The organism is Fibrobacter sp. UWB13, assembly GCF_900177805.1.
In the GTDB taxonomy this organism is placed as follows: domain Bacteria; phylum Fibrobacterota; class Fibrobacteria; order Fibrobacterales; family Fibrobacteraceae; genus Fibrobacter.
In genome coordinates this window covers 150,721-171,090 of the sequence record NZ_FXAX01000005.1, presented here as the reverse complement: position 1 = coordinate 171,090, position 20,370 = coordinate 150,721, and the positions used below count along the sequence as shown (strand labels likewise).

At 50.5% G+C, this 20,370-nt stretch carries 18 protein-coding genes, 4 tRNA genes and 1 rRNA gene; 15 read left to right on the top strand and 8 right to left on the bottom strand.

The window, feature by feature from the left end; genetic code table 11:
• The first annotated feature begins 171 nt into the window (after nt 1-171).
• Nucleotides 172-286: ribosomal RNA gene (gene rrf / locus B9Y77_RS15065) — 5S ribosomal RNA — on the top strand.
• Between the two features lie 664 nt (nt 287-950).
• Here rrf and B9Y77_RS15060 read toward each other — a convergent pair.
• Nucleotides 951-3,356 (bottom strand): DEAD/DEAH box helicase, encoded by a 2,406-nt coding sequence (locus B9Y77_RS15060; RefSeq protein WP_254900070.1) that lies wholly within the window; start codon nt 3,354-3,356, stop codon nt 951-953.
• Nucleotides 3,357-3,705: 349 nt separating this feature from the next.
• Between B9Y77_RS15060 and B9Y77_RS15055 the strand changes: the two genes are divergently transcribed.
• Nucleotides 3,706-3,790, top strand: a tRNA-Ser gene (locus B9Y77_RS15055).
• Nucleotides 3,791-4,616: 826 nt separating this feature from the next.
• Here the strand turns inward: B9Y77_RS15055 and B9Y77_RS15045 are convergent.
• Nucleotides 4,617-4,689: transfer RNA gene (locus B9Y77_RS15045), tRNA-Glu, on the bottom strand.
• 315 nt (nt 4,690-5,004) lie between these two features.
• Nucleotides 5,005-5,077: transfer RNA gene (locus tag B9Y77_RS15040), tRNA-Glu, on the bottom strand.
• A gap of 76 nt (nt 5,078-5,153) precedes the next feature.
• Between B9Y77_RS15040 and B9Y77_RS15035 the strand changes: the two genes are divergently transcribed.
• From B9Y77_RS15035 to rpmB, 5 genes are all read left to right on the top strand, one after another.
• The gene (locus B9Y77_RS15035) at nt 5,154-6,719 is read left to right on the top strand and encodes an ATP-binding cassette domain-containing protein (RefSeq protein ID WP_254900069.1); all 1,566 of its coding nucleotides are present in this window, start codon (nt 5,154-5,156) and stop codon (nt 6,717-6,719) included.
• On the top strand, nt 6,712-7,323 hold the full coding sequence (locus tag B9Y77_RS15030; RefSeq protein ID WP_085492241.1) for a methyltransferase family protein: 612 nt from the start codon (nt 6,712-6,714) through the stop codon (nt 7,321-7,323). The genes B9Y77_RS15035 and B9Y77_RS15030 overlap by 8 nt, the downstream gene beginning before the upstream one ends.
• Nucleotides 7,316-8,494 (top strand): 3-deoxy-D-manno-octulosonic acid transferase, encoded by a 1,179-nt coding sequence (locus B9Y77_RS15025; RefSeq protein ID WP_085492240.1) that lies wholly within the window; start codon nt 7,316-7,318, stop codon nt 8,492-8,494. The genes B9Y77_RS15030 and B9Y77_RS15025 overlap by 8 nt, the downstream gene beginning before the upstream one ends.
• Nucleotides 8,495-8,506: 12 nt before the next feature.
• Nucleotides 8,507-9,439, top strand: coding sequence for a 4-hydroxy-3-methylbut-2-enyl diphosphate reductase (gene ispH, locus B9Y77_RS15020; protein WP_073443406.1), 933 nt, complete (start codon nt 8,507-8,509; stop codon nt 9,437-9,439).
• Nucleotides 9,440-9,505: 66 nt separating this feature from the next.
• Nucleotides 9,506-9,727: a 50S ribosomal protein L28 gene (gene rpmB, locus B9Y77_RS15015; protein WP_014546602.1), complete on the top strand. Its 222-nt coding sequence runs from the start codon at nt 9,506-9,508 to the stop codon at nt 9,725-9,727.
• Nucleotides 9,728-9,974: 247 nt separating this feature from the next.
• On the opposite strand, the gene B9Y77_RS15010 is transcribed toward rpmB, so the two are convergent.
• Nucleotides 9,975-10,622, bottom strand: coding sequence for a 3'-5' exonuclease (locus B9Y77_RS15010; RefSeq protein WP_014546603.1), 648 nt, complete (start codon nt 10,620-10,622; stop codon nt 9,975-9,977).
• Nucleotides 10,619-11,149, bottom strand: coding sequence for a lysophospholipid acyltransferase family protein (locus tag B9Y77_RS15005; RefSeq protein WP_254900068.1), 531 nt, complete (start codon nt 11,147-11,149; stop codon nt 10,619-10,621). The genes B9Y77_RS15010 and B9Y77_RS15005 overlap by 4 nt, the downstream gene beginning before the upstream one ends.
• A gap of 99 nt (nt 11,150-11,248) precedes the next feature.
• On the opposite strand from B9Y77_RS15005, the gene B9Y77_RS15000 reads away from it, so the two are divergent.
• Nucleotides 11,249-11,321 (top strand) — tRNA-Cys (locus B9Y77_RS15000).
• A gap of 114 nt (nt 11,322-11,435) precedes the next feature.
• Here the strand turns inward: B9Y77_RS15000 and B9Y77_RS14995 are convergent.
• On the bottom strand, nt 11,436-12,086 hold the full coding sequence (locus tag B9Y77_RS14995; RefSeq protein ID WP_085492239.1) for a hypothetical protein: 651 nt from the start codon (nt 12,084-12,086) through the stop codon (nt 11,436-11,438).
• Nucleotides 12,087-12,236: 150 nt separating this feature from the next.
• Between B9Y77_RS14995 and B9Y77_RS14990 the strand changes: the two genes are divergently transcribed.
• Complete coding sequence (locus B9Y77_RS14990; RefSeq protein ID WP_014546605.1) at nt 12,237-12,899, top strand: DNA alkylation repair protein; 663 nt, start codon at nt 12,237-12,239, stop codon at nt 12,897-12,899.
• Nucleotides 12,900-13,022: 123 nt separating this feature from the next.
• On the opposite strand, the gene B9Y77_RS16095 is transcribed toward B9Y77_RS14990, so the two are convergent.
• Together B9Y77_RS16095 and B9Y77_RS14985 are read right to left on the bottom strand one after the other, a co-directional pair.
• Nucleotides 13,023-13,169, bottom strand: a complete 147-nt coding sequence (locus B9Y77_RS16095) for a hypothetical protein (protein WP_176221784.1) — start codon at nt 13,167-13,169, stop codon at nt 13,023-13,025.
• Nucleotides 13,170-13,286: 117 nt separating this feature from the next.
• A complete protein-coding gene (locus B9Y77_RS14985; RefSeq protein WP_085492238.1) occupies nt 13,287-14,321 on the bottom strand; it encodes a radical SAM protein in 1,035 nt (344 codons plus the stop codon).
• A 293-nt stretch (nt 14,322-14,614) separates the two neighbouring features.
• On the opposite strand from B9Y77_RS14985, the gene B9Y77_RS14980 reads away from it, so the two are divergent.
• The 6 genes from B9Y77_RS14980 to B9Y77_RS14955 all read left to right on the top strand — a co-directional run bounded on the left by B9Y77_RS14980 (nt 14,615) and on the right by B9Y77_RS14955 (nt 20,362).
• The gene (locus tag B9Y77_RS14980) at nt 14,615-16,060 is read left to right on the top strand and encodes an esterase (RefSeq protein WP_085492237.1); all 1,446 of its coding nucleotides are present in this window, start codon (nt 14,615-14,617) and stop codon (nt 16,058-16,060) included.
• 103 nt (nt 16,061-16,163) lie between these two features.
• Nucleotides 16,164-17,630: an ATP-binding cassette domain-containing protein gene (locus B9Y77_RS14975; protein ID WP_085492236.1), complete on the top strand. Its 1,467-nt coding sequence runs from the start codon at nt 16,164-16,166 to the stop codon at nt 17,628-17,630.
• A gap of 22 nt (nt 17,631-17,652) precedes the next feature.
• Nucleotides 17,653-18,009, top strand: a complete 357-nt coding sequence (crcB, locus tag B9Y77_RS14970) for a fluoride efflux transporter CrcB (protein ID WP_085492235.1) — start codon at nt 17,653-17,655, stop codon at nt 18,007-18,009.
• A gap of 26 nt (nt 18,010-18,035) precedes the next feature.
• A complete protein-coding gene (locus B9Y77_RS14965) occupies nt 18,036-19,163 on the top strand; it encodes an Mrp/NBP35 family ATP-binding protein (RefSeq protein WP_073443391.1) in 1,128 nt (375 codons plus the stop codon).
• The gene (locus tag B9Y77_RS14960; RefSeq protein WP_073443388.1) at nt 19,160-19,456 is read left to right on the top strand and encodes a DUF971 domain-containing protein; all 297 of its coding nucleotides are present in this window, start codon (nt 19,160-19,162) and stop codon (nt 19,454-19,456) included. The genes B9Y77_RS14965 and B9Y77_RS14960 overlap by 4 nt, the downstream gene beginning before the upstream one ends.
• Before the next feature lie 57 nt (nt 19,457-19,513).
• Nucleotides 19,514-20,362 carry a sigma-70 family RNA polymerase sigma factor gene (locus B9Y77_RS14955; RefSeq protein WP_072830344.1) on the top strand — a complete coding sequence of 283 codons (849 nt, stop codon included), beginning with the start codon at nt 19,514-19,516 and terminating at the stop codon, nt 20,360-20,362.
• Nucleotides 20,363-20,370 lie beyond the last annotated feature (8 nt).

The window sequence follows — 20,370 nt, the reverse complement described above, 5'->3', positions numbered from 1 at the left end:
TCGATAGGCCGCAGGTGTAAGCGTGGCGACACGTTGAGCCGAGCGGTACTAATAGCCCGTGAGACGCTTTTCCTTTCTTTCAACGATTTGGTTCATCCGCTGCGTGAGCAGCCCGAACCCACTACGCTTCAGCACTGAAGCTTGATTGAGTTTCCATGTCACAGAGATTGTTTCAGCGGTTATCGAGTGAGGGTCACACCCGTTCCCATCCCGAACACGGAAGTTAAGCCTCAGATCGCCGATGGTACCTGGCCCCCGGGTCCGGGAGAGTAGGTCGCCGCTGGATTCTCGAGGCCCCCTGCCAAGACGGCAGGGGGCCTCTTCGTTTTTACGCGCAACCGCTCGCGCCGGTGTCCTGCCGGGACTCCGTCGAGGCGCTCGCTCTCGCCGCCACGGCATGTCAGTACATGCCGCTTGCGGCTCACGCCCCTTGAGGAAATCCTCGAGGGGTCCTTTCTTTTATCTAATCAGTTTTCTATGTTGTTTGTGTTTCTTTGTTCGCACACTGTCGCGCTGGAAACCGCGCCGTTATGCGGACCTGCAATATTCGGATGCTGAATATTCCAACCTGGCACATTGATAAAAAGTCCATAAAAATATCCAAAATGTATACTCCGCGCGCCCGCAGGAATTGTAGTTTAGAATTGTAGGCAGGCGATGTCGCAGGCCTCGGGGTATAGTGAGGATAAGACAATGAAAGACAACGAAAATGAAATCAAAAAGGTTGGACCCATCGTGGAAACTGCCTGGGGCATTCTCCTGCTGGTCTCTAGCGTTACGCTATTTTTAATCGGTTGCTGAGCTATGTCCTTTAACCGGTTGATTTAAAGAGAGTCCGTTATTGTTGGAAACGGGCTCTTTTTTTTTAGCCTTAATTAGCGTGCCATTTTCATCCAGATGAAACAAAAACGGAGCCCCGAAGGACTCCGTGAAATTTTTTTTTGAGTCTATTAGACTCTTCCGAAGCGGCGCGTCTTGCGGAACGGCTTGTCGCCAAAGCTGCGTTCATCGCGGTCTTTGCGGAAGGGCTTGTCTTCGAACTTGCCTGGCTTGCGGTCGGCGAATTGGCGTTCGCGACGTGCCTTGCGGTTCTCGAAAGGCTTGTCGCCAAAGCGGTCGCCGCTTTCGCGATTTTTGCGGAATCCGCCACGACGTTCTTCGTCGTGGAAGCCTCCCTTGCGGTCGCGATGGAAACTGCGGCGTTCTTCGCGGCTGGCGTGCGGCCTTGTTCCCGGTGCGGGACCCTCGGGAGGTTCGTCGGTCATCACGCGGAAGCGGGCGTCGTTACCGCGGATTGTCATTTCGGACAAAATGTCGAGAACGTCTTGCGGGAGCGTGTTCGGGAGTTCAACGGTACTGAACTTGTCAAAGAGCTTGATACGGCCGATGTTGCTGCTGTTGATGTTTGCTTCGCCAGCGATTGCTCCCACGATGTCGCGCGGGGTAACGTGGTCAATGCGACCGACGCCAAGATAGTAGCGCAAGAAGCCTTCTTCGACGCCGTTCAAGCCTTCCTTGCGTTCCTTACGCATGCGCTTTTGTTCTTCGCTGTTGAGGCCGAAATCTTCGCTGTTGCCGAGGAAGTCTCTGCCCGTGCGGACTTTTTCGCGGCGTTCCTTCGGAGCTTCGAGCGGCGGGAGGTTCGGGAAGAGCGGCTGCTTTTTCTGGTACATCTTGATGACTGCTGCTGCGATGTCTTCGGCGGTCATTTCGTTGACCGTTCCATCTTCGAGGGCAACGCCATCCTTCATGTTGCAGCCTTCTGCGGCGAGTGCGCGGACGAGTTCCTTGAACTGGTCTAGTTCACCGTAGCTTACAACGCTCTTGACTTTAGCCTTGAATGCTTCGACGCGTTTTTTGCTGATCTGATCGGAGGTCGGCATTTCCATCACGTCAATTGGTTGGCGCGTTGCCTTTTCGATGGTCTTGAGCATGCGCTTTTCACGCGGTGTGATGAACAAGATGGCGTTACCGCTGCGGCCTGCACGGCCTGTACGGCCAATGCGGTGCACGTAAGATTCCGTGTCGTACGGAATGTCGTAGTTCACAACGAGCGAAATGCGGTCCACGTCAATACCGCGGGCGGCGACGTCTGTTGCGACGACGATATCGAGCTTGCCCATCTTAAGACGGTTGATGGTACGTTCGCGCATGGACTGGGCGAGATCGCCGTTAAGCGGGGCCACGTTGAATCCGCGGCTTTCGAGCTTTTCTGCCACTTCGGTGGTGTTCTGCTTGGTGCGCACGAAAATGAGTACACCGTCAAATTCTTCGCCTTCGAGCACGCGGGCGAGCGCTTCGATTTTGTGTTCGTTTTTCACGAGCAAGTAGCGCTGGCAAATGTTTTCGACCGTGGTCGTCTTGCCTTCGATGCGAGCTTCTTCGTATTCGCCCAGGTGCTGGTCGATAATCTTCTTGACGCTGTCCGGCATGGTGGCGCTAAAGAGGGCGCGCTGGGCGTCGGCGGGGATTTCCTTGAGGATGGTTTCCACGTCTTCCATAAAGCCCATGTCGAGCATTTCGTCAGCTTCGTCGAGGACGATTGCTTTGACGGCTCCGAGAGAAATAGAACCACGCTTGATATGGTCTATCAAACGACCCGGTGTGGCAACGACGATGCTAGCCTTGCGCTTGAGGGCGCGCAACTGGATGGCGATATCCTGACCGCCATAGACCGGAACAACCGTCACGTTCTGCATCTTGACGGCGTATTGCTGGATGGCATCCGAAACCTGGATCGCAAGTTCGCGTGTCGGCGTGAGCACGAGCATGGACGTTTCGCGTCCGTTAAAGTTGATGCGCGAAAGGAGCGGGAGCGAGAATGCTGCCGTCTTGCCGGTACCTGTCTGTGCTGTTCCGAGAAGGTTTGCGCCCTGTAAAAGCGCCGGGATGGCCTTAGCTTGGATGGGCGAGGGCGTTTCGTAGCCTGCGAGCTTGACCGCTTCAAGAACTTCCGGAGAGAGACCGAGATCGTCGAACGTCACCAAGGATTCGTCGCCGACATCTTCTTCGTCTGTGGAGTCTTCGTTTAAGGTTGCCGAATCAGTCGCGACTGTTGCAGAGTCTTCTGTTTCAGCGGGCTTTTCTTGCTCGCATGTTGCTTCGTCATCGTCGATAAATTCGACTTTTTCGCCTTTCTTAATCTTGGAATTTGCGCCGGATTCCAGAACTTCGCCGTTATCATCAACGACAATGCCGTCCGGATTTGCAGCAAAGAATGCGGCTTCGTCAGCCTGGTCTTCGTCTGCACCGCCTGCGATGGCGTTCAAGAACGCATCTGCTTCGAGCTGCAATTTAGAGTTGTCATTATTTTCCGGAACGTCGATTTCCGGGCCGCAAGAAATATCTTCTGCCATAAGTCACCTTCGGGATCCGTAAACTTCATCTGCAGCACATGCCGCGTCATCACTTTGCTCGAATCGAGCATTCAATAAGCCCCGAAGTGCACTCGCACTTATAAACCTGAAGTCTGTTGGGTCCCCTTAATTTTGCGCCAAATGTAGAAAATAAAGGTTTGAAATCAAAGGTTTTTAAAAGGTCGCTCTCTGAAATAAGCAAAATAGAATTTATGGTGTTATTGGAAATGTAATTTATGGGATGGACTCATTGCAAAAAAATAATTGTATAAAAGGGAGTAAAAGATTGTCAGAAATAGTTAATGAACATAGACAGTTTAAATGAAATATACTATATTATGCAAACCTCGGAGAGATGCCAGAGTGGTCGAATGGGCCGGTCTCGAAATCCGGAGTCTGTCACAGGACCGAGGGTTCGAATCCCTCTCTCTCCTTGAAACAAATAAGGAACCCCTTGTGGGTTCCTTATTTGTTTCATAGGGTTTGTGTTTCCGAACCCTCGCAGAGGGTTCGACAAACTCGCCGAGAGCGAAGCGAACGCAGGCGAGTTTGAGATTACGGCCTCTGGCCGTAACCCGTAGGGCAAGACGTGAAACGAAGTGAACGTCTTGTCTAATCCCTCTCTCACCTTTGGGGAGGGAGACACATAAAAACGCAAAAAAATTTTCGAAAAATCATTTTTTCCTTGCTCGTCGCGGTCTTTTTTCGGAATTTTAAAGAAAATTTATACGAAAAAATGGTAATTTTTAGCACTTCTGTGGTCAAAAAATGAAATTTTGTAATAAAAATGTATTCTTTTCAAAAAATTATGCTATATTTATTTACGTGAACGTATCAGAGGGGAGCTTTGATTTGTTTGCGCAATTTCAAGCGCCCTTCTATGAATTTAACGAAATAAACGAGACAATAGGAACCGTAAGGAACGGTTTTGGTGTATTAGGAGTTTATTCAGAAGTCTCTCATTCCAACTCGTAAAATACTGTCGCCCTCCATTCGAGGGCGACTTCCCGTTTATGGGGCGCGCGACGTGGCTTTTTGCGGTTACAAAAAAAAGACTGACTTTTCAGTCGATCTTTTTTATACCCTTTGTCGCGGTTGGCTTGTGGGTATAAAAAAAGAACCGGCTTTTCAGCTGGTTCCTTTATACCCTTTAAAAGGTTGAAAAAAAGACTCATCTTTCGATGAGCCTTTTTATACCCTGTGTCGCGGTTTGCTCGAGAGTAACGAAAAAGGCTTGCTAAGAAGCAAGCCTTTTCCTTATACCCCCAAGCGGTTTCGAACCGCTGTTGCGGGAATGAAAATCCCGAGTCCTGGGCCACTAGACGATAGGGGCGTTTTGTGTGAGGACAAATATAGGATTTTATAAAATATTGTCAAGGGTGGATTGATAATTTTTTTAAGGGCGTGCGATTTTTTTTAGCTGGCTTTTTATACCATGGATGGATTGAAAAAAAAAAACAACCTTGCGGTTGATCTTTTTTATACCCTTTAAAAGGTTGAAAAAAAGACTCATCTTTCGATGAGCCTTTTTATACCCTGTGTCGCGGTTTGCTCGAGGGTATAAAAAAAGAACCCAACTTGCGTTGAGCTCTTTTTATACCGCTTGAGGCGGTTACAAAAAAAGCCAACCTTGCGGTTGACTTTTTTATACCCCCAAGCGGTTTCGAACCGCTGTTGCGGGAATGAAAATCCCGAGTCCTGGGCCACTAGACGATAGGGGCGTTTTGTGTGCGCCAAATATAGATGTTTATAGGAAAATGTCAAGGGTTTTTGTTTGATTTTTTTATTTTTTCTCTCGTGATTCTGAAAAAAAGGCTAAAAAAGATACTTTGGCGAGGCGTTTTCCGCTTTTTGCCGGTGGCTTTGCTTGCGAGTGCTGCCGATGCGGCTTTGCTTTGGGGCATTCGCTCATTTATGGATATTCTCCAAGGCAAACCGATTTTCTCACTCTCCGGGTGGCTTGTGCTGATGGTCGTCCTTACGGCGCTCCGTTTTGCGTTTTTTGCCTGGAAAATGAACATTTCCGAAAAATGGCTTTTTGGCGCGGGTTGCCTGGTAATGGGTTGGTTCCTACATACGCTCCGTTCGCTCTCGCCGCGAGTGTTCCATACGCCGGAGGGCGAATCCAAAGTTGAGGCTGCTTACGAATCGGTGGTTGTTTTGCAATCGAATGGAGGCGTGTTTTTCCAGGCGGTTCAGGCGGTACTCCAGCTTTTGGTCTTTTTGCCGGTGCTGTTCTACATTTCTTGGCCGTTGACGTTATTCCTTTTTGTTGTGGTTGTTCCGCTGGTGGGCTGGATGCAGCGCCGTTTACACAAAATGGGTCCTGCCGAAGAGCTCATCCTGACGGAACGCTCGGATTTTCGCGGTTCGCTTTATCTTGCTCGTAAACTTTTCCGTCGCTGGAGTTCTCGTTATGAACGTAAGGAAATTTCGAATGACTTGATCGCTCGAGTTCGCGATCTCAGGGACGATGGTCTTGATGTTTCGCTCCGCAAGGGCGTGCTTTCTCTGATTACGGAAACTGTGTCGGTCTTGGCGATGGTCTTTGTGCTTGCGTTTTGTGCGCTACTGATTTCGGAGGGCTGGATGGACGGAACGGGACTTGTGCTTTACTGCTCGGCGGTTCTACTTTGTTACAAGCCTGTGAAGGAATGTGCTCGCGTGATGCCGCAGGCAAGGTCTGCGATGAGTGCACTTAGCGTTTTGGAAAAGTTCGAAACGTTGCCTTCGAAAAAATCGGATTCCAGTTCTGCAGAAAAGGCGTATTCTCCAAATTCAGACAACTTGCAAATTACGCATGGCGACTTTGCGTATGAAGGGGCTTTTGAAACGCTCTTTAGCAATTTTTCGCTTTGTTGGAATACGAAAAAGCCGGTGCTTGTCCGTGGACGAAATGGTGTTGGCAAGTCGACGCTGTTGCGCTTGATTGCTGGTCTTGAGGAATGGGACTATGGAAAAATTTTAAGTTCGATCCCCTTAAAAAACAACGTGTTTTTTGTCGCTCAAGATTTAGAACTCCCTCCAATTCACTTGTTGCAAAAATTGCTTGCACAAACGAATTCTGCGGCAGTCATCGAATTTGCGCATGCCGCGCGAGTGGATAAAATAATGGCTAAGGAGGGAATGTCGGGCGGAGAACGTGCTCGCGTTGCCTTAGCTTGGGCGCTTGCCTCTGACAGTTCCATGATTTTGCTCGATGAACCGTTTGCATCTGTGGCGCTTGCGGACCGCGAATTGCTTTTGACAGCGTTCCTCGATACGGCTGAACTCTTGCACAAGTGGGTGGTGCTCGTGAGCCACGATGTCCTTTCTCGTGAACTTGAACAACGTTTTAATGTTGTGGAGATGGGCGATGCCTAATGCAGAAAATAAAATTTCTGCGTTCTTGTATCGCTATCGCGGATACATCTTGGGCGTCATTGCTGTTGCTCTTGTTTGTGCGCCTCCGGGCGATTTAACCCCTAGTACCCTAATTGCGATTCCGATTTACGTTGTAAGTGCTTTTTTACGAGTGCTGTCAAGGCGTTTTATTGGCGAACATACTCGTGGGCATGTCCATGCCGCGGATGCGCTTGTGACTTGCGGTCCTTACGCTCGTGTTCGTCATCCGCTTTACATTTCCAATACGGGCTTTGCGCTCGGGGTCGCGTTTTTCCATCTAGGCGTTTCGCTTTGGGTGGTCGCGTTTATGCTTGTCGTGGTTGCTTTTGAAGTGGCGCTTTCGCGAATTGAAGACCGCTTCTTGGAACAGAAATTTGGCGATGTGTGGCGCTGTTGGGCTCGCGAAACTCCAGCTTTTGTCCCGCGTTTAAGCGCATTGGGCGCTTCTTCTTGTGATTCTAAACACGTTCCCGCGCAAAGAACCTTTTGGCTGGCGTTTTTTGCAGATTCTTCGACATGGCTGTGGCTTTTCTTTTGTAATTTATTATTGATATTGAGGAAAGTGGCGGTTTTCTATGTTTAAGGTATTTGACATTGCGCGTGAGGCTCTCGGATCTGTAGCCAAAGCTGCAGCCAAGGTGCCTGTTATAGAAAATAAGTACCATATGAACGAGCGCTTGCGCGGTCCGTGGCCTAAGGGACCTTTCCTTTGGATGCACGGCGCGAGTCTTGGTGAATGCAAGATGCTCTTGAATTTGGCGAAGTGCCTCAAGGAGGACTTGCCGAATTGCCCGCGTCTTTTGCTCTCGACGCAGAAGGTAGAGGTCGTTTCGTTTATTAAGGAATCGGGGGTGGATGTGGTCGCTCACATTGCGCCTGTGGATGCCCCTGCAACGATGAAGTCCTTTATTTCGTCTGTGAAGCCGATGGGGTTGATTCTTGCCGAAAATGAGCTTTGGCCGGGCTACCTCTCTTCGATGTTGCGTATTTCGACGAGACCGCCTGTAGCCCTTGTCTCTGGGCGCTTCCATCACGCGGTTCCGGGAATGGACTATGCCGCCATTGGCTTTGTGAGCATGCAAACGGGTTCGGACTTGTCGCGCTTCTTTAGCGTTTCTGCGCGAGCGAGTAATTCGCGGATGATGATTGGCGGTGATTGGAAACTTTTGCCGTGGGTGCGCTTGAACAAGGCTGTTTCTGCCCCTGAAAATCCGACGGTCGATACGGTGTTTGTCTCGATGCACATTCAGGAGGTGTCGAGCCTTAGCCGCATGGTTCTTTCTTCGATCAAGCGTGGAGAATCTGTGGTGCTGATGCCGCGTCGTTTGCCCGAAGTGGAAGAGTTCCGTCAGGAACTTAGTGAACAGGGAATTCCTCTTGTCGACTGGCCGCTGGTGCAGAAGGGCGCGGTTTCGATTGTGAGCGAGTTTGGCAAGACAAAAGAAGTTTTGGCGGTTTCTAGAACGGCTGTTATTGGTGGTTCGTTTGCGCGTGGACTTGGTGTTCACGATTTTTGGGAGCCGCTTCAGAGTGGTGTTTCTACGTGTGTTGGTCCGTATGCCGAGGGACAAAAAGAGGCGGTTGCAACGCTTGTACGTGAAGGCGTTATTGCCCAGTTGCAATCGGCTGCGGAATATTCTAGGCGCAATAAGCCGGATATCCGTTTGGTGCAGACGTTCCTGGCTCATGAAAGTGCGAAGATTAGTGATTCGTACCAGCAATTGCTTGAGTTCTTGAAAAATTTGTTAAAGTAAATTAGGTAAACTATGAAAAAAATCGTTTTGGCTACGCCTCGTGGTTTTTGTGCCGGTGTGGATCGTGCTATTCATGTGGTCGAAAAGGCTATTGAAAAATTTGGTACGCCGATATATGTGCGCCATGAAATTGTTCATAACAAGTTTGTTGTGGATACTCTCAAGGGTAAAGGCGTTGTTTTTGTTGATGAACTCGACCAAGTACCGGAGGGATCCGTGGTGATTTTCTCGGCGCATGGTGTAGCTGAACATATTTATGAAGAGGCTAAAGCCCGTAATTTGCAGGTGCTCGATGCGAGTTGCCCGCTGGTGCTCAAGGTACATTTCAGCGCGAAACGCCATTACAATGCGGGGCGCCATATCATCTTGATTGGTCATGCTGGTCATGCTGAAGTGGAAGGTACGCTGGGGCAGCTTCCGGAAGGCGCAATTACGCTTATCAGGAACGAAAAGGATGCGGAAACAGTAGAAGTGCCTGCAGACAAGGAACTTGCCTATATCACGCAGACGACGCTTTCTGTGGCGGAAACGCGCAAGATTATTGAGGCGCTTAAGCGCCGCTTCCCGGAAATCATCGGACCGGAGGCGGGGGATCTCTGCTATGCGACGGGCAATCGCCAGGCGGCGGTTCTCGAACTGTGCTCTGTGGTCGACATGCTCTTGGTCGTTGGAGCCAAGAATTCCTCTAATTCTTCGCGTTTGATGGAGCTTGGACTGGAACAGGGACTCCCGAGCCATTTGATTGCGGACGTGAATGACCTTGATCCGGCATGGTTTGAAGGAATTGGTTCGGTCGGTATTTCGAGCGGTGCGAGCGCACCGGAAGTGCTAGTTCAGGGTGTCGTCGACTGGCTGAAAGAAAAATTTGGACCGGTTGAAGTGCAAAATCTTGTAAAATTAGTGGAAAATACGAAGTTTAACTTGCCAAAAGCATTGCAAGATTAACTTTAGCCTTGACAGTTCCAGAATTTTTAGCTAAAATTGCTGCCTGTAAAAACAACGGAGTTTAATATGAGCCGCATTTGTGAAGTTACCGGCAAGGCCGGTCTCGTGGGTAACATGGTTTCCCACTCTAACCGTAAGAAGTTGATGAAGCAGCTTCCGAACCTCCAGAAGAAGCGCTTCTACATTCCTGAAGAAGATCGTTGGGTCACGCTCCGCGTTAGCGCTGCTGGTCTCCGTACGATCAACAAGCTTGGTATCCAGGCTGTTGCTCAGGAACTCGGCATCTAATTTCTTAGATTAAAAGTTTAACGAAAGCCGCTATGCTCCGCATGGCGGTCTTTTGTGTATTTATTGATTGTATGCATTGTCATTCTGAGGGGGTAGCCCCGAAGAATCCAGTTAAGGTTTATGTTGCTGATTCGTAATGTGCAACAAAAATACCCCGGCGTGGTGACCGGGGCTGGTTTTGTAAAAGGAGATTCCCGGTCATCCCCGTCAAGCGAGGACAGGCGCCGGGAATGACAGTACTGTAAGACTACTTTCTAATGAACTGCGGGACGCCTTTGTACTTCGCCATGGCCTGCATGATGCTGCCCATTTCCCATTCCTTCTCCTTGAGACGGCGGCGGAGGAGGGCGACGAACACTTCCATGAGCATTTCGCAGTCGTACACGGAACGGTGCATCTTTTCTTCATCGATGGTCATTGAGATTTCACCGCGCTTCATGAACATATTTGCCATGAAACCGAGCTTGTGGTTTGCGAGTTCCGGCATGATGGTCTTGGAAATAGCAAGGCTATCGACGACGGGGTTGCCCGGCGTGAACTGCGGGTTCTGCTCGTAGGCGGTGCGCAAGAAACTGGCGTCGAAGTTTGCGTTGTGAGCGAGCAAGATGGAGCCAGGGCCGCAGAATGCGGTGAACTGCTTGAGGGCTTCTCCGACGGGCGGTGCGTTTTCGACCATCTTGTCGGTAATGTGGTTCACGTTTGTGGCTTCGGCGGGGATGAGCATATTGGGCTTTACGAGCGTGTCAAATTCCGAGATGAGTTTCGGTACGACGCGTCCGTTTTTCACTTCTACGGTGAACTTTACGGCGCCGATTTCAATGATTTCGTCTTTACGGTTGACAAGACCAGTCGTTTCTAAGTCGAATGCGACAAATTTTGGTGGTAGTGCTATCACGGCTGTGTTTCCTTTTTTGAATTATTTTCGGGCAAAAGATACTTAATTTCGATGTCAATTGCTGTCAATGGAAGAGGAATTATGAAATTATCCCATCCATTTAAGCGAAAATGCCTGCCATACTTGATGCAAAAAAGCCAAAGAGGGCGACCGCTCGCCTTAGAAAGCCATAGGGAACCCGGTTTTACCTGGAGAGCGGGGCCGTGCGGACCGTCGAGTGCCATGCCAACAAAACGGTCGTTTTTGAGTGACTTGAGCAAATGGCGGACGTTTGTGGCTCCGTGCGTGTCGGAACCGCGGGTAACTTCGTAATGGAGCTGCTTGGCTGCCTGGGCGAAGAATTCACCGTCGTTTGATTGCGAGACGAGAATGTGAACGTTCTTATCCTTGAAGGCGGCGGTGCTTGCAAGCAGATCCTTGTGCCAAAGTCCAAGGATTCCCGGGCGGAAGTCGTCGGGCACGCGTAGGCGGATGCGGAGGCTCCTCATCCAGAGGGCGCCGAGCGTTGCAAGCAATTTTGTCTTCATTTGGGTGAAATTCACGGCTAAAAATTAAAAAATTTCACTTTTTTTGATCTTACCCCTTGTAAGGTCCGCTTAAAATACTTATATTGCGTCTGCAATTATGGCGACGTACCCAAGTTGGTAAGGGGCGAGTCTGCAAAACTCTTATTCGGCGGTTCGAGTCCGCCCGTTGCCTCTCAAAAGACCTTTCGTGAAAGCGGAAGGTCTTTTTGTTTTTCGCAGGGCTGCGCGGAACTGCGTTTTCGGTCAAAAAAAATGCCCGCGCACTTGTGGTGGCGGGCTGGGAAACTTATTCTGCCGGAGGCGGTGGGAGCGGGTTCTTGCGGGGGCGACCACGGGGGCGCTTGACCGGCATTTCTGCTGCGGCTTCTGGGTGTAAAGCCTTGTTCTTTGCCATGAGCGCTTCGCGGATCTTCTTTGCGCGTTCTTCGATGCGCTGGCGGGCGAGGTCGGCTGCCGATACAATCACGGTCTTTGGCTTGTCGCCCGGTTTTGCGCCGAACGAGCCCTTGAGGACGCGGCCTGAAGGCGGCTTGGGCGGTTCGGAGAGAACACTTGTAAGCACGCGCTTCGGAGCTTCGGCGGGGGCTGCTTTAGCGATGATTTTCTTGACTTCGGCGTCATCGGCCTTTGGAGCGGCGTTCGTGGCGATTTTCTTTAGGATACTCTTGATTTCGGCATCGCTTTCGGCTTCGCGGGACTTTGCGTTATCCGGCTTGTTGTACTTTGCCACGAGCGTATTGAACTTTGCGTTTTCGCTCTGTTCTTTGAGTCTTTGACGTTCACGCTTGGACGGTCGCTTGGCGCCGTTGTGCTTTTTGCCGATGAACTTTTTTTCCTTGCTTTCCGAGTTGCGAATGATTTCTTCGTCGGAAAGACCACGCAGTTCGGGCGGAACTTCAGTGATTTGAAGAGCCTCTTTTCTAGTGGAATCAGTCATGATTTCTGGGTCTTTTAGCTGTTTTTAGCTTTGTCAAGGTTTTTTTTGCACTTTTTTTGCAAAAAATTCAGAAAAAAATTAAAAAAATTTGAAAAAAATGTTTGTCAAGGTCTAGAAAAAAAATTCTTTATGGACTATTTTTGGAGTACAATGCTTCGGTTTACACAAGAAATATCTCTCGCTTTGCGCTCTATCGCTAATGAAGAAGAAGCGCATGAAATGTCTAAGAAGGCTAGGGAGCAATTTGAATTTCTCGGAATCAGATTGGTTCCCCGTCGTGAAGTCACATATCCGATTTTCGACAAGTACCCGCCAAAGGACGGGGACGAACTCGTGTCGAGAGTCGAGGACATGTGGGCGCAGCCGTATAGGGAATTCCAGTACGCGGCCTGTGACTACCTGTTCCGTCATCGTGGGCTTCTCGGTGGTCAGCACCTTAATTTTTTGAAAAAACTCATCAAGACCAGAGCCTGGCGCGACACGGTCGATACCCTCGCTTCTTGCGTCTTGGGTGACTTGGCGCTCCGCCTGCCGGCGCTGCGTACGAAGATTGCCTCCTGGATCCGCGACCCGAACATCTGGGTTCGCCGTAGTGCAATCATCTTCCAGGTGCAGTACAAGGACCGCACGGACTGGCCGCTTTTGCGTCAGTTCTGTCTCACTTGCGCAAAGGACGACGACTACTACATCCGCAATGGCATTGGTCGTGCTCTTTCTGAGTATGCACGCATCAACCCGACGGAAGTGCGCCGTTTTGTTCAGGACAACACGTTTGCCGAACAGACCGCTCAAGAAATCCTGCGCCTCATTTAAGCAGGACATTGGCGGGCTGCGAAATTTTGCAATGTAAGTTGCGCGAAGCCTCGGCTTTTAAAGACTCTCGAAAGAGGGTCTTTTTTTTGTATTGTCATGCCCGCCACCGAGCGGGCATCTCTCTTATTTACTGTTCTTTTCGGATTTCGTCTTTTCCTTTAGCGGAAAGCTGAATTTTCCCTGAAGGACGCAACCTTTTGCCCCCGGGTCGCATTCCTGTTTGCGTTTTTCGCAGAACGTTTCGTTGAGGTATTTACATTCCCAGCTCATAAGAATCTCCTTCTTGAAAGAGGTGGTTGTGCTTGTGGCACTTTTATTAATCTAATCAAAAAGGGGGCGGATAAGCCTATAATTTTGAGCTGAAAATGGTCTAATTAAAAACTTGCCTTAATCAAAGTTGAGGGATCGGCGGTAGGGGGTGAAGCCGGCGTTTTTGATGAAATTTTCGGCTTGTTCGATGGTCGTGAGCCCATGATTCTTAAGCACATTCTCTTCGATGACGATGCTGTTGATGTCATCGGCGCCAGCGTGCAGCCCGAGTTCACCGAGCGAAAGTCCCATGCCAAGCAGCGAAACTTCAATGTGCGGGACGTTGTCGAGGTACAGGCGGCTGAGCGCGAGCAGCTTGAGGTATTCGTCGCCGCGTACGTGACGGATCGGGAACTTGTCGGTCTGCGGCTGGAACGTCCAGACGACAAAGCTCTTGAATCCGCCCGCGATGTCCTGCGTTTTGCGCACGTATTCCAAATGTTCTATGACTTCTTCGGCGGTTTCGGCGCTGCCGATGACGATGTTTGCGCTGCCGGGGAGGCCTTTTTTGTGGCAGGCGGCAAGCGTGTCGCACCACTGCTGCGCGGGGAGCTTCTTGGGGCTCAGAATTTGACGCATGCGGTCGGAGAGAATCTCGGCGCCTGCGCCTGGAACGGAACTGAGGCCTGCATCCTTGAAAATGTCAAGCAGTTCGTCGAGCGGTATGTTGTTGAATTCCGCGATGCGGACAAGTTCAACTGGCGAGAATCCGCGCACCTTAACGCCCAATTCTTGTGTGAGCATCTTGAGAACGTCGGTGTAATAGCTGAGCGGAATTTCCTTGTTAACGCCACCTTGCAGAAAAATTTGGTCGGCGCCTTTAGCTTTGGCTTCGATTGTCTTTTGGCGGATTTCGTCTAAACTTAAAATGTACGCTTCAGGGTGCTTTGCAGGGCGGCAAAAACTGCAAAAACTGCAAGTCACTTCGCAAACATTCGTGTAGTTAACGATGCGGAATGCCGTATAACCGACACGGTTACCTGGGAGTTTTGATTTACGTACGGTATCGGCTGCTTCGACGACTTCAGTCCACGGGTCGTTTTTCAGGATTTCGAGCCCTTCGGTTGGAGTGAGGCGTTCTTGGGCGATAGCTTTGTTTAACAAGGAATTCATTGGTTAAATAATAGAAAAAATAAACCTCATACCTCAAAGGCTCGAAGAGCCGACCTCACACCCAATGCCCTGTTGACTAATTGTCCACGAAACCGCTTCTTTGCTATGTGATAACGTTCACATTCGGGGATATATTATAGTTGGGTTAAGTTAGGAAGAACACTGGTGTGTTCATGCTTGGTTTTGTGGAGCCACGCTGTTGTGTGGCGTATCTCCTTGCATGTATCAAATCAGTTTGGAGGACTTGTCCCTTCGGGATAAAGAGTTAGGAATGATACTAAAGGAGAACAGGTATGAATCATCTCAGTTTGAAGTGTGCTGCAATGGCGCTTGCTTTTGCGGCATCTGCACAGGCCTTTACCGTTACGGGTAAGGTTAGCGACGAAAGCGGCAAGGCTATCGAAAAAGCCTCCGTAGAACTTCTTAAAAACGCACTCAAGACAACGACCGATTCCAAGGGCGAATTCAAACTCTTCAAGGAAGATTCGACGATTGGCATCCATGCGGTACGTCCGATGCTCGGCTACGTGAGCGTAATGAACGGCGTTCTGTCTTATTCCCAGAGCACAAATGAACCGGTGCGCATTCAGGTTTTTGATGCTGTGGGTTCCCGCGTCTTGAACGAGACCGTTTATGGCACGGGCACGCTTGACATGCAGTCTATCGTGAAAGCCCAGGGCTCTTATTTTGCACGCGTGAGCGTCGGTAGCGCCAAAAGCAATTTCCGCTTTACATCCAATGGCAATTACGGGATTTCGTTTGGCGAAGCTGTAGCCCGCGGCCTCAAGAAAGAAGAGGCTGGCGATGAACTTCGCGTGATTGCAACGGATTATGATACGCTTACGGTTGCGCTCAGCAACTTGGACACAAACGTTACTCTCAAGCTCAAAAAGACGGTCAAGCAGCCGGAATACGCTTACGGTTGGGGCCTCAAGAACGATCCTGTGCCGACACGCGGTTGCGGCAAGGATACAAAGCTTGATTACAAGTATCGCGGTGACAAGCCGTATATCGAATTCAAGTGGAGCAAGGGTTCGCGTACCGTGCGTCTCGACATCCCGAAGAACTATGACAAGAATAAACCGTACAAACTTATTTTCGGCATGCAGTGCATGGGCGGCTGGGCCGGTGGCGTGCAGGATGAAGGCTACTATGGCCTGAAACCGCTCGATACGGGAAATACCGCTATCTTCGTCGCTCCGGAAGGCAATGGAAACCAGGCCCCGTGGGGTCAGGATGACTACACGCTCTTCGATGAACTCCTTGCTTACCTCGAAGGCAACTTCTGCATTGACTCTTCTCGCGTGTTCTCGACGGGCTTTAGCTATGGCTCCATGTTCAGTAACGGACTTTCCTGGAACCATCAGGATGTGCTCCGCGCGGTCGCCGTCTATGAAACTGCCGAACGCAACATTTGGCTCCCGCAGCGCAAAAAGATGGGCATTGGCTGGATGGGCGTGCTCGGCTTGCAGGATAACCTCTGCACTCCGGTCATGGGTCGCGCAGCTCGCGATATCATCTTGGAACTCAACTCCGAAGGTGGCAAGGCCAAGAACGAGCGTGCTCAGGAATACGGAGGCAACGGTCCGCACGTTTGCTATGACTACACAACTGTCGAAGAACGCTTCCCGGTTCGCTGGTGCACGCAGAATGGCGGCCACATCTGGGACCACAAGGATCCGGGTTCGAACCAGTCTTGGGTACCGAAGACTACTTGGGATTTCTTCAACAAGTTCTAATATCTAAGATTCTTTCCTCCTCACTAAGCTCCCGGTTTCGGCCGGGAGTTTTTGCGTAGGAGAAAATTTGCCGTCCCGTTAGGCTTTTTCTATCTTTGGGCGCATGGAATTCAAGCGCTTTGAAGCTTTGATCGAGATGTTTCCGCAGGTGCAGATTTTCAGCACCGAGGGCGAAGATCTTGACCGAGTCATTACTCATTTTTTGAATCAACGTGAAAATGTCTCCACGATGTCGGAGGCGATGCAACGTAAAATCCAGCAGGCGTTGGCCCCGTTCTTCCAGCAGCGTTTTATCAGCTTGCATGATGCGGAAGCTCCGCTGGTGCGTAACCTGCTTTTGGACAAGAAGTTCTTTTTGCAGACGGACCGCTACATTGACGATATGGCGTGGCCGCTGACCGATCCGGAAAAGCTTGGCGAGGCATTGAACATCGCTGACCTTGCCGAAGGAATTCTTGACCGCAAGCTGTTGAGCCTCTCGAACGGCGAACTGCGCCGAGTGCTCTTGGCCCGCATGTGGATGGAAAAGCCGGAATGGGTTTATTTCAATGACTTGTTCGGCGGGCTCGATCCGGAATATCGAGCGCATTTGGCTGGCTGTGTGGCTGACCTTGCAAAACGTCCGGGATTGAAAGTCGTGGTGCGCCTTGCTCGCGAAGATGAACTGCTCCCGGAAATTCCGGCGTTTGTTTATGCGGACAAAACGTTCACGCAGTATGCGGGTGAACTCCCGAAAGCCGCAGCAACCCCGAAGTTCAAAAAAGCCGAACTCAAGGATTACGAGATTGTCGATTTGAGACGAGAGACGAAAGACGAGAGACGAGAGTGCGGGAATGACAATAGCGGTGTCATCCTGAGCGATGCACCGCAAGGTGCGCAGTCGAAGGATCCAGTGAATTCTAGTGCCGAGATTCTTTTTGATCTTAAGCACGTGAATGTTCGCTTTGGCGATACGGATGTGCTCAAGGATTTGAACTGGACGGTTCGCAAGGGTGAACATTGGGCGGTGATGGGCGAGAACGGTGCCGGCAAGAGTACGCTCCTCGGCATGCTTACTGCAGACCATCCGCAGATTTACAATAACGATATTACGCTTCTCGGTGAACGCCCGGGGCATGGCCTCAACATCTGGGACCACAAGGCAAAACTCGGATTCTTCTCGCCGGAAATGGCTCTCCAGTATCGCGAAGATTTGAGCCTTCTGGATGTGCTTTGCACAGGATTTACACCGAACCTCTGCCGCGCTGAAAACATCACGTGGGAAGAAAAGGCAAAGGCTCGCGAATGGCTCACCTACTTGGGCTTTGAAGATACGTCGATTTCTATCCGCAAGATTTCGCCGATTGACAAGCGCCTGGTGCTGATGGCTCGTGCTGCAATCCGCCCGCCGAAAGTCCTTTTGCTTGACGAACCGACGCAAGGCCTCAAGGGCGAGTATCGCGAAAAGCTGTTCCACCTGTTGCAACTGCTTTCGACGGAAACGACAATCATCATGGTCAGCCATTACGAAGAGGAATGGCCACCTTGTATGACACACCTCCTTCGCATGCCGAAGTTTTCGCTGAATTAAACGAACGCAAAAAGGTCCCGAAATGAATTTCTTATTCGTTGCTCTTGGCGGTGCTCTCGGTAGCGTGTTGCGCTACTTCATGTCGCTTGTGATTCCGAAGGTCGCCGGGTTCCCGTGGCCGACCTTTGTCGCAAACATCTTGGGCTGCCTTTGCATCGGGATTTTCTCGGGACTTTTCCTCAAGTGCGACTCCCTCTCGCCAAACCTCAAGCTTTTTTTGGTGACAGGCTTTTGCGGAGGCTTTACGACGTTCAGCACTTTTGCCAATGAAAACTTGGCGCTTTTGCAAAGCGGAAAAATCGGGATGTTCATAGCTTACGCGCTAGCAAGCTTTGTACTTGGCGTTGCCGCCTGCGCCTTCGGAATTTATAAATTATAAGAACTAATAAACCTAATACCTAGCCTATGCAATTGAATGAGCAAAATATTTTAAGCGCCTTGCGTGCAGTCCAGGATCCGGACTTGCACAAGAATATTGTAGAACTAAACTTTGTTCAAAACCTGAAAATTGAAGGCACGAAGGTTTCCTTTGATTTGAAACTCACGACTCCGGCATGCCCGATTCGTGACCGCTTCAAGGATCAGTGCATTACCATTGTGAAAAGCCTTGGTGCCTCCGAAGTCGAAGTGACGCTCACTTCTTCGCAGGGCCGCGTGGGCGATGACAATTCTGCTGCTAAGGCTCCGCAAAATTCGCACATTGGCGAAGTGGCGCATGTGGTTGCTGTGGCTAGTGGCAAGGGTGGTGTCGGTAAATCGACCGTGACGGCGAACCTCGCCATGGCGCTTAGCCTTTCTGGCGCTCGCGTGGGTATTCTCGATGCTGACATTTACGGCCCTTCTATGGGTCTTATGTTCGGGATAGACAAGGCACCGGAAGTTTTCGAAGACAATACGATTGCACCTGTCGAAGCGAAGGGCGGCATCAGCATCGTCTCGATGTGCATGTTCGCGGATTCCGACAAGGCGACCATCTGGCGCGGACCGATGGTTTCGCAGATGATCCAGCACTTCATCCACCACGTGCGCTGGGGCAAGCTCGACTACCTCCTCGTAGACTTTCCTCCTGGAACGGGCGACATCCAGCTCACGCTTACGCAGAACTGCCCGATGGCAGGTGCAGTCGTCGTGACGACTCCGCAGCAGGTGGCTCTCGCTGACTGCCAGAAGGGTATTGCCATGTTCGATAACGTGGGCGTGCCGGTTATTGGCATTGTCGAGAACATGAGTTATTTCATTTGTGATGAGTGCGGCAAACACCACAATATTTTCCCTGCCGGTGGCGGTCAGAAAATTGCTGAAAAGTGGGGCGTGCCGCTTATCGGTAAGGTCCCGATGGAACCGGCTGTTGCCGACTGCGGTGACAGTGGCACTCCGGCGGTGCTCCGCTACCCGAACTCCGAATCGGCGAAAGTCTTTATGGATGCAGCCGAAAAAATGGTCCGCACGCTTTCTGTGTTTGAATCCGAAGGCGATGGAGTCCTTAAAAACTTCAATTACGATTTCGAACAGTTGCCTGTGGAGGAAGTATGATTCAGCCAAAGAAAGTATTCAGGACAAAAGAGGGCAAGCTCGGCTTTGAATGGAACGACGGCAGCCGAGGCGCTTGCGATGCCCGTACGCTCCGCTTAGCTTGTCCGTGCGCACTTTGTGTGGACGAACATACAGGCGAAAAACTCCTCGATGATTCGACTGTTCCCTTGGATGTAAAGCTTGAACATATCCAGTCTATAGGTCGTTATGCCGTTGGTCTTTCTTTTAGTGATGGCCATCGTTCGGGAATTTACCCGTATGATAAACTTAAGGAATTGACGAAATCCGCATAATAAACCATATTTGAAAGAGTCGAAGACGGTTTGTCCAAGACAAGAAGGTGTTGTTTTATGAGTGATTTTAACGAAGCTCTTTATTTTCGTGACTTGAATAGGTATCCTACGCTGACTCCACAGGAGGAATCGGCGCTGTTGAAAATTATCAAGAACGGTGAAACCGAAGAAATTCGAAAGTCTGCCTTACAGCGCCTTATCCGTGGTAACTTGCGATTTGTGGTGAGTGTCGCCCGTAAGTACCAAGGTCGCGGTCTTTCACTTCTGGACCTCATCAACGAAGGTAACCTCGGTCTTTTCAAGGCGGCTAAGCGCTTTGACATGGACAAGGACGTGAAGTTCATCAGCTACGCCGTGTGGTGGATTCGTCAGTCCATCCAGAAGGCTTTGTTCGAACAGGTGGGCGCAGTCCGCATTCCGCCTAACAAGCTTGCCTTGGTGAATCGCTTCAAACGCGCCTTGATGCAGAACGGCGGTGACTACGACAAGACCATCTCGATGGAAGAATTTGCTCCTTACGAACGCGACATCGTCGAAGTCATGGAAAAGATTGTCGATATCTCGCTCGATGCACCGATTGGCGATGACGCTGGCGTCTCGAGTGCCGATTCCGTGAGTACGCTTATGGATGTGCTCGGCAGCGACGGCAACCAGGACGAGGACATGGAACGCGAAGAGCGCAAGAAGCTCATCCAGGAAACGCTTTCTTCACTCCCGCAGCGCGAAGAAGAAATCCTCCGCATGTTCTACGGTCTCGATACGGTCGAAGACACGACGCTCAAGGACATTGGCGAAGACTTGAAGCTCAGCCGTGAACGCGTCCGCCAGATCAAGAACAAGACTTTGCGTCGCTTGCAGAAGAGCAAGGAACACAAAGAAAAATTGGCTGACTTCCTGGAAATTTAATTGGAACT

Bases quoted from the DNA above. Each gene is read 5' to 3' on its own strand.
- B9Y77_RS15060 (WP_254900070.1), bottom strand. From the start codon at position 3,356: ATGGCAGAAGATATTTCTTGCGGCCCGGAAATCGACGTTCCGGAAAAT.
- B9Y77_RS15030 (WP_085492241.1), top strand. From the start codon at position 6,712: ATGCCTAATGCAGAAAATAAAATTTCTGCGTTCTTGTATCGCTATCGC.
- B9Y77_RS15025 (WP_085492240.1), top strand. From the start codon at position 7,316: ATGTTTAAGGTATTTGACATTGCGCGTGAGGCTCTCGGATCTGTAGCC.
- ispH (WP_073443406.1), top strand. From the start codon at position 8,507: ATGAAAAAAATCGTTTTGGCTACGCCTCGTGGTTTTTGTGCCGGTGTG.
- rpmB (WP_014546602.1), top strand. From the start codon at position 9,506: ATGAGCCGCATTTGTGAAGTTACCGGCAAGGCCGGTCTCGTGGGTAAC.
- B9Y77_RS15005 (WP_254900068.1), bottom strand. From the start codon at position 11,149: ATGAAGACAAAATTGCTTGCAACGCTCGGCGCCCTCTGGATGAGGAGC.
- B9Y77_RS14995 (WP_085492239.1), bottom strand. From the start codon at position 12,086: ATGACTGATTCCACTAGAAAAGAGGCTCTTCAAATCACTGAAGTTCCG.
- B9Y77_RS14990 (WP_014546605.1), top strand. From the start codon at position 12,237: ATGCTTCGGTTTACACAAGAAATATCTCTCGCTTTGCGCTCTATCGCT.
- B9Y77_RS16095 (WP_176221784.1), bottom strand. From the start codon at position 13,169: ATGAGCTGGGAATGTAAATACCTCAACGAAACGTTCTGCGAAAAACGC.
- B9Y77_RS14985 (WP_085492238.1), bottom strand. From the start codon at position 14,321: ATGAATTCCTTGTTAAACAAAGCTATCGCCCAAGAACGCCTCACTCCA.
- B9Y77_RS14980 (WP_085492237.1), top strand. From the start codon at position 14,615: ATGAATCATCTCAGTTTGAAGTGTGCTGCAATGGCGCTTGCTTTTGCG.
- B9Y77_RS14975 (WP_085492236.1), top strand. From the start codon at position 16,164: ATGGAATTCAAGCGCTTTGAAGCTTTGATCGAGATGTTTCCGCAGGTG.
- crcB (WP_085492235.1), top strand. From the start codon at position 17,653: ATGAATTTCTTATTCGTTGCTCTTGGCGGTGCTCTCGGTAGCGTGTTG.
- B9Y77_RS14965 (WP_073443391.1), top strand. From the start codon at position 18,036: ATGCAATTGAATGAGCAAAATATTTTAAGCGCCTTGCGTGCAGTCCAG.
- B9Y77_RS14960 (WP_073443388.1), top strand. From the start codon at position 19,160: ATGATTCAGCCAAAGAAAGTATTCAGGACAAAAGAGGGCAAGCTCGGC.
- B9Y77_RS14955 (WP_072830344.1), top strand. From the start codon at position 19,514: ATGAGTGATTTTAACGAAGCTCTTTATTTTCGTGACTTGAATAGGTAT.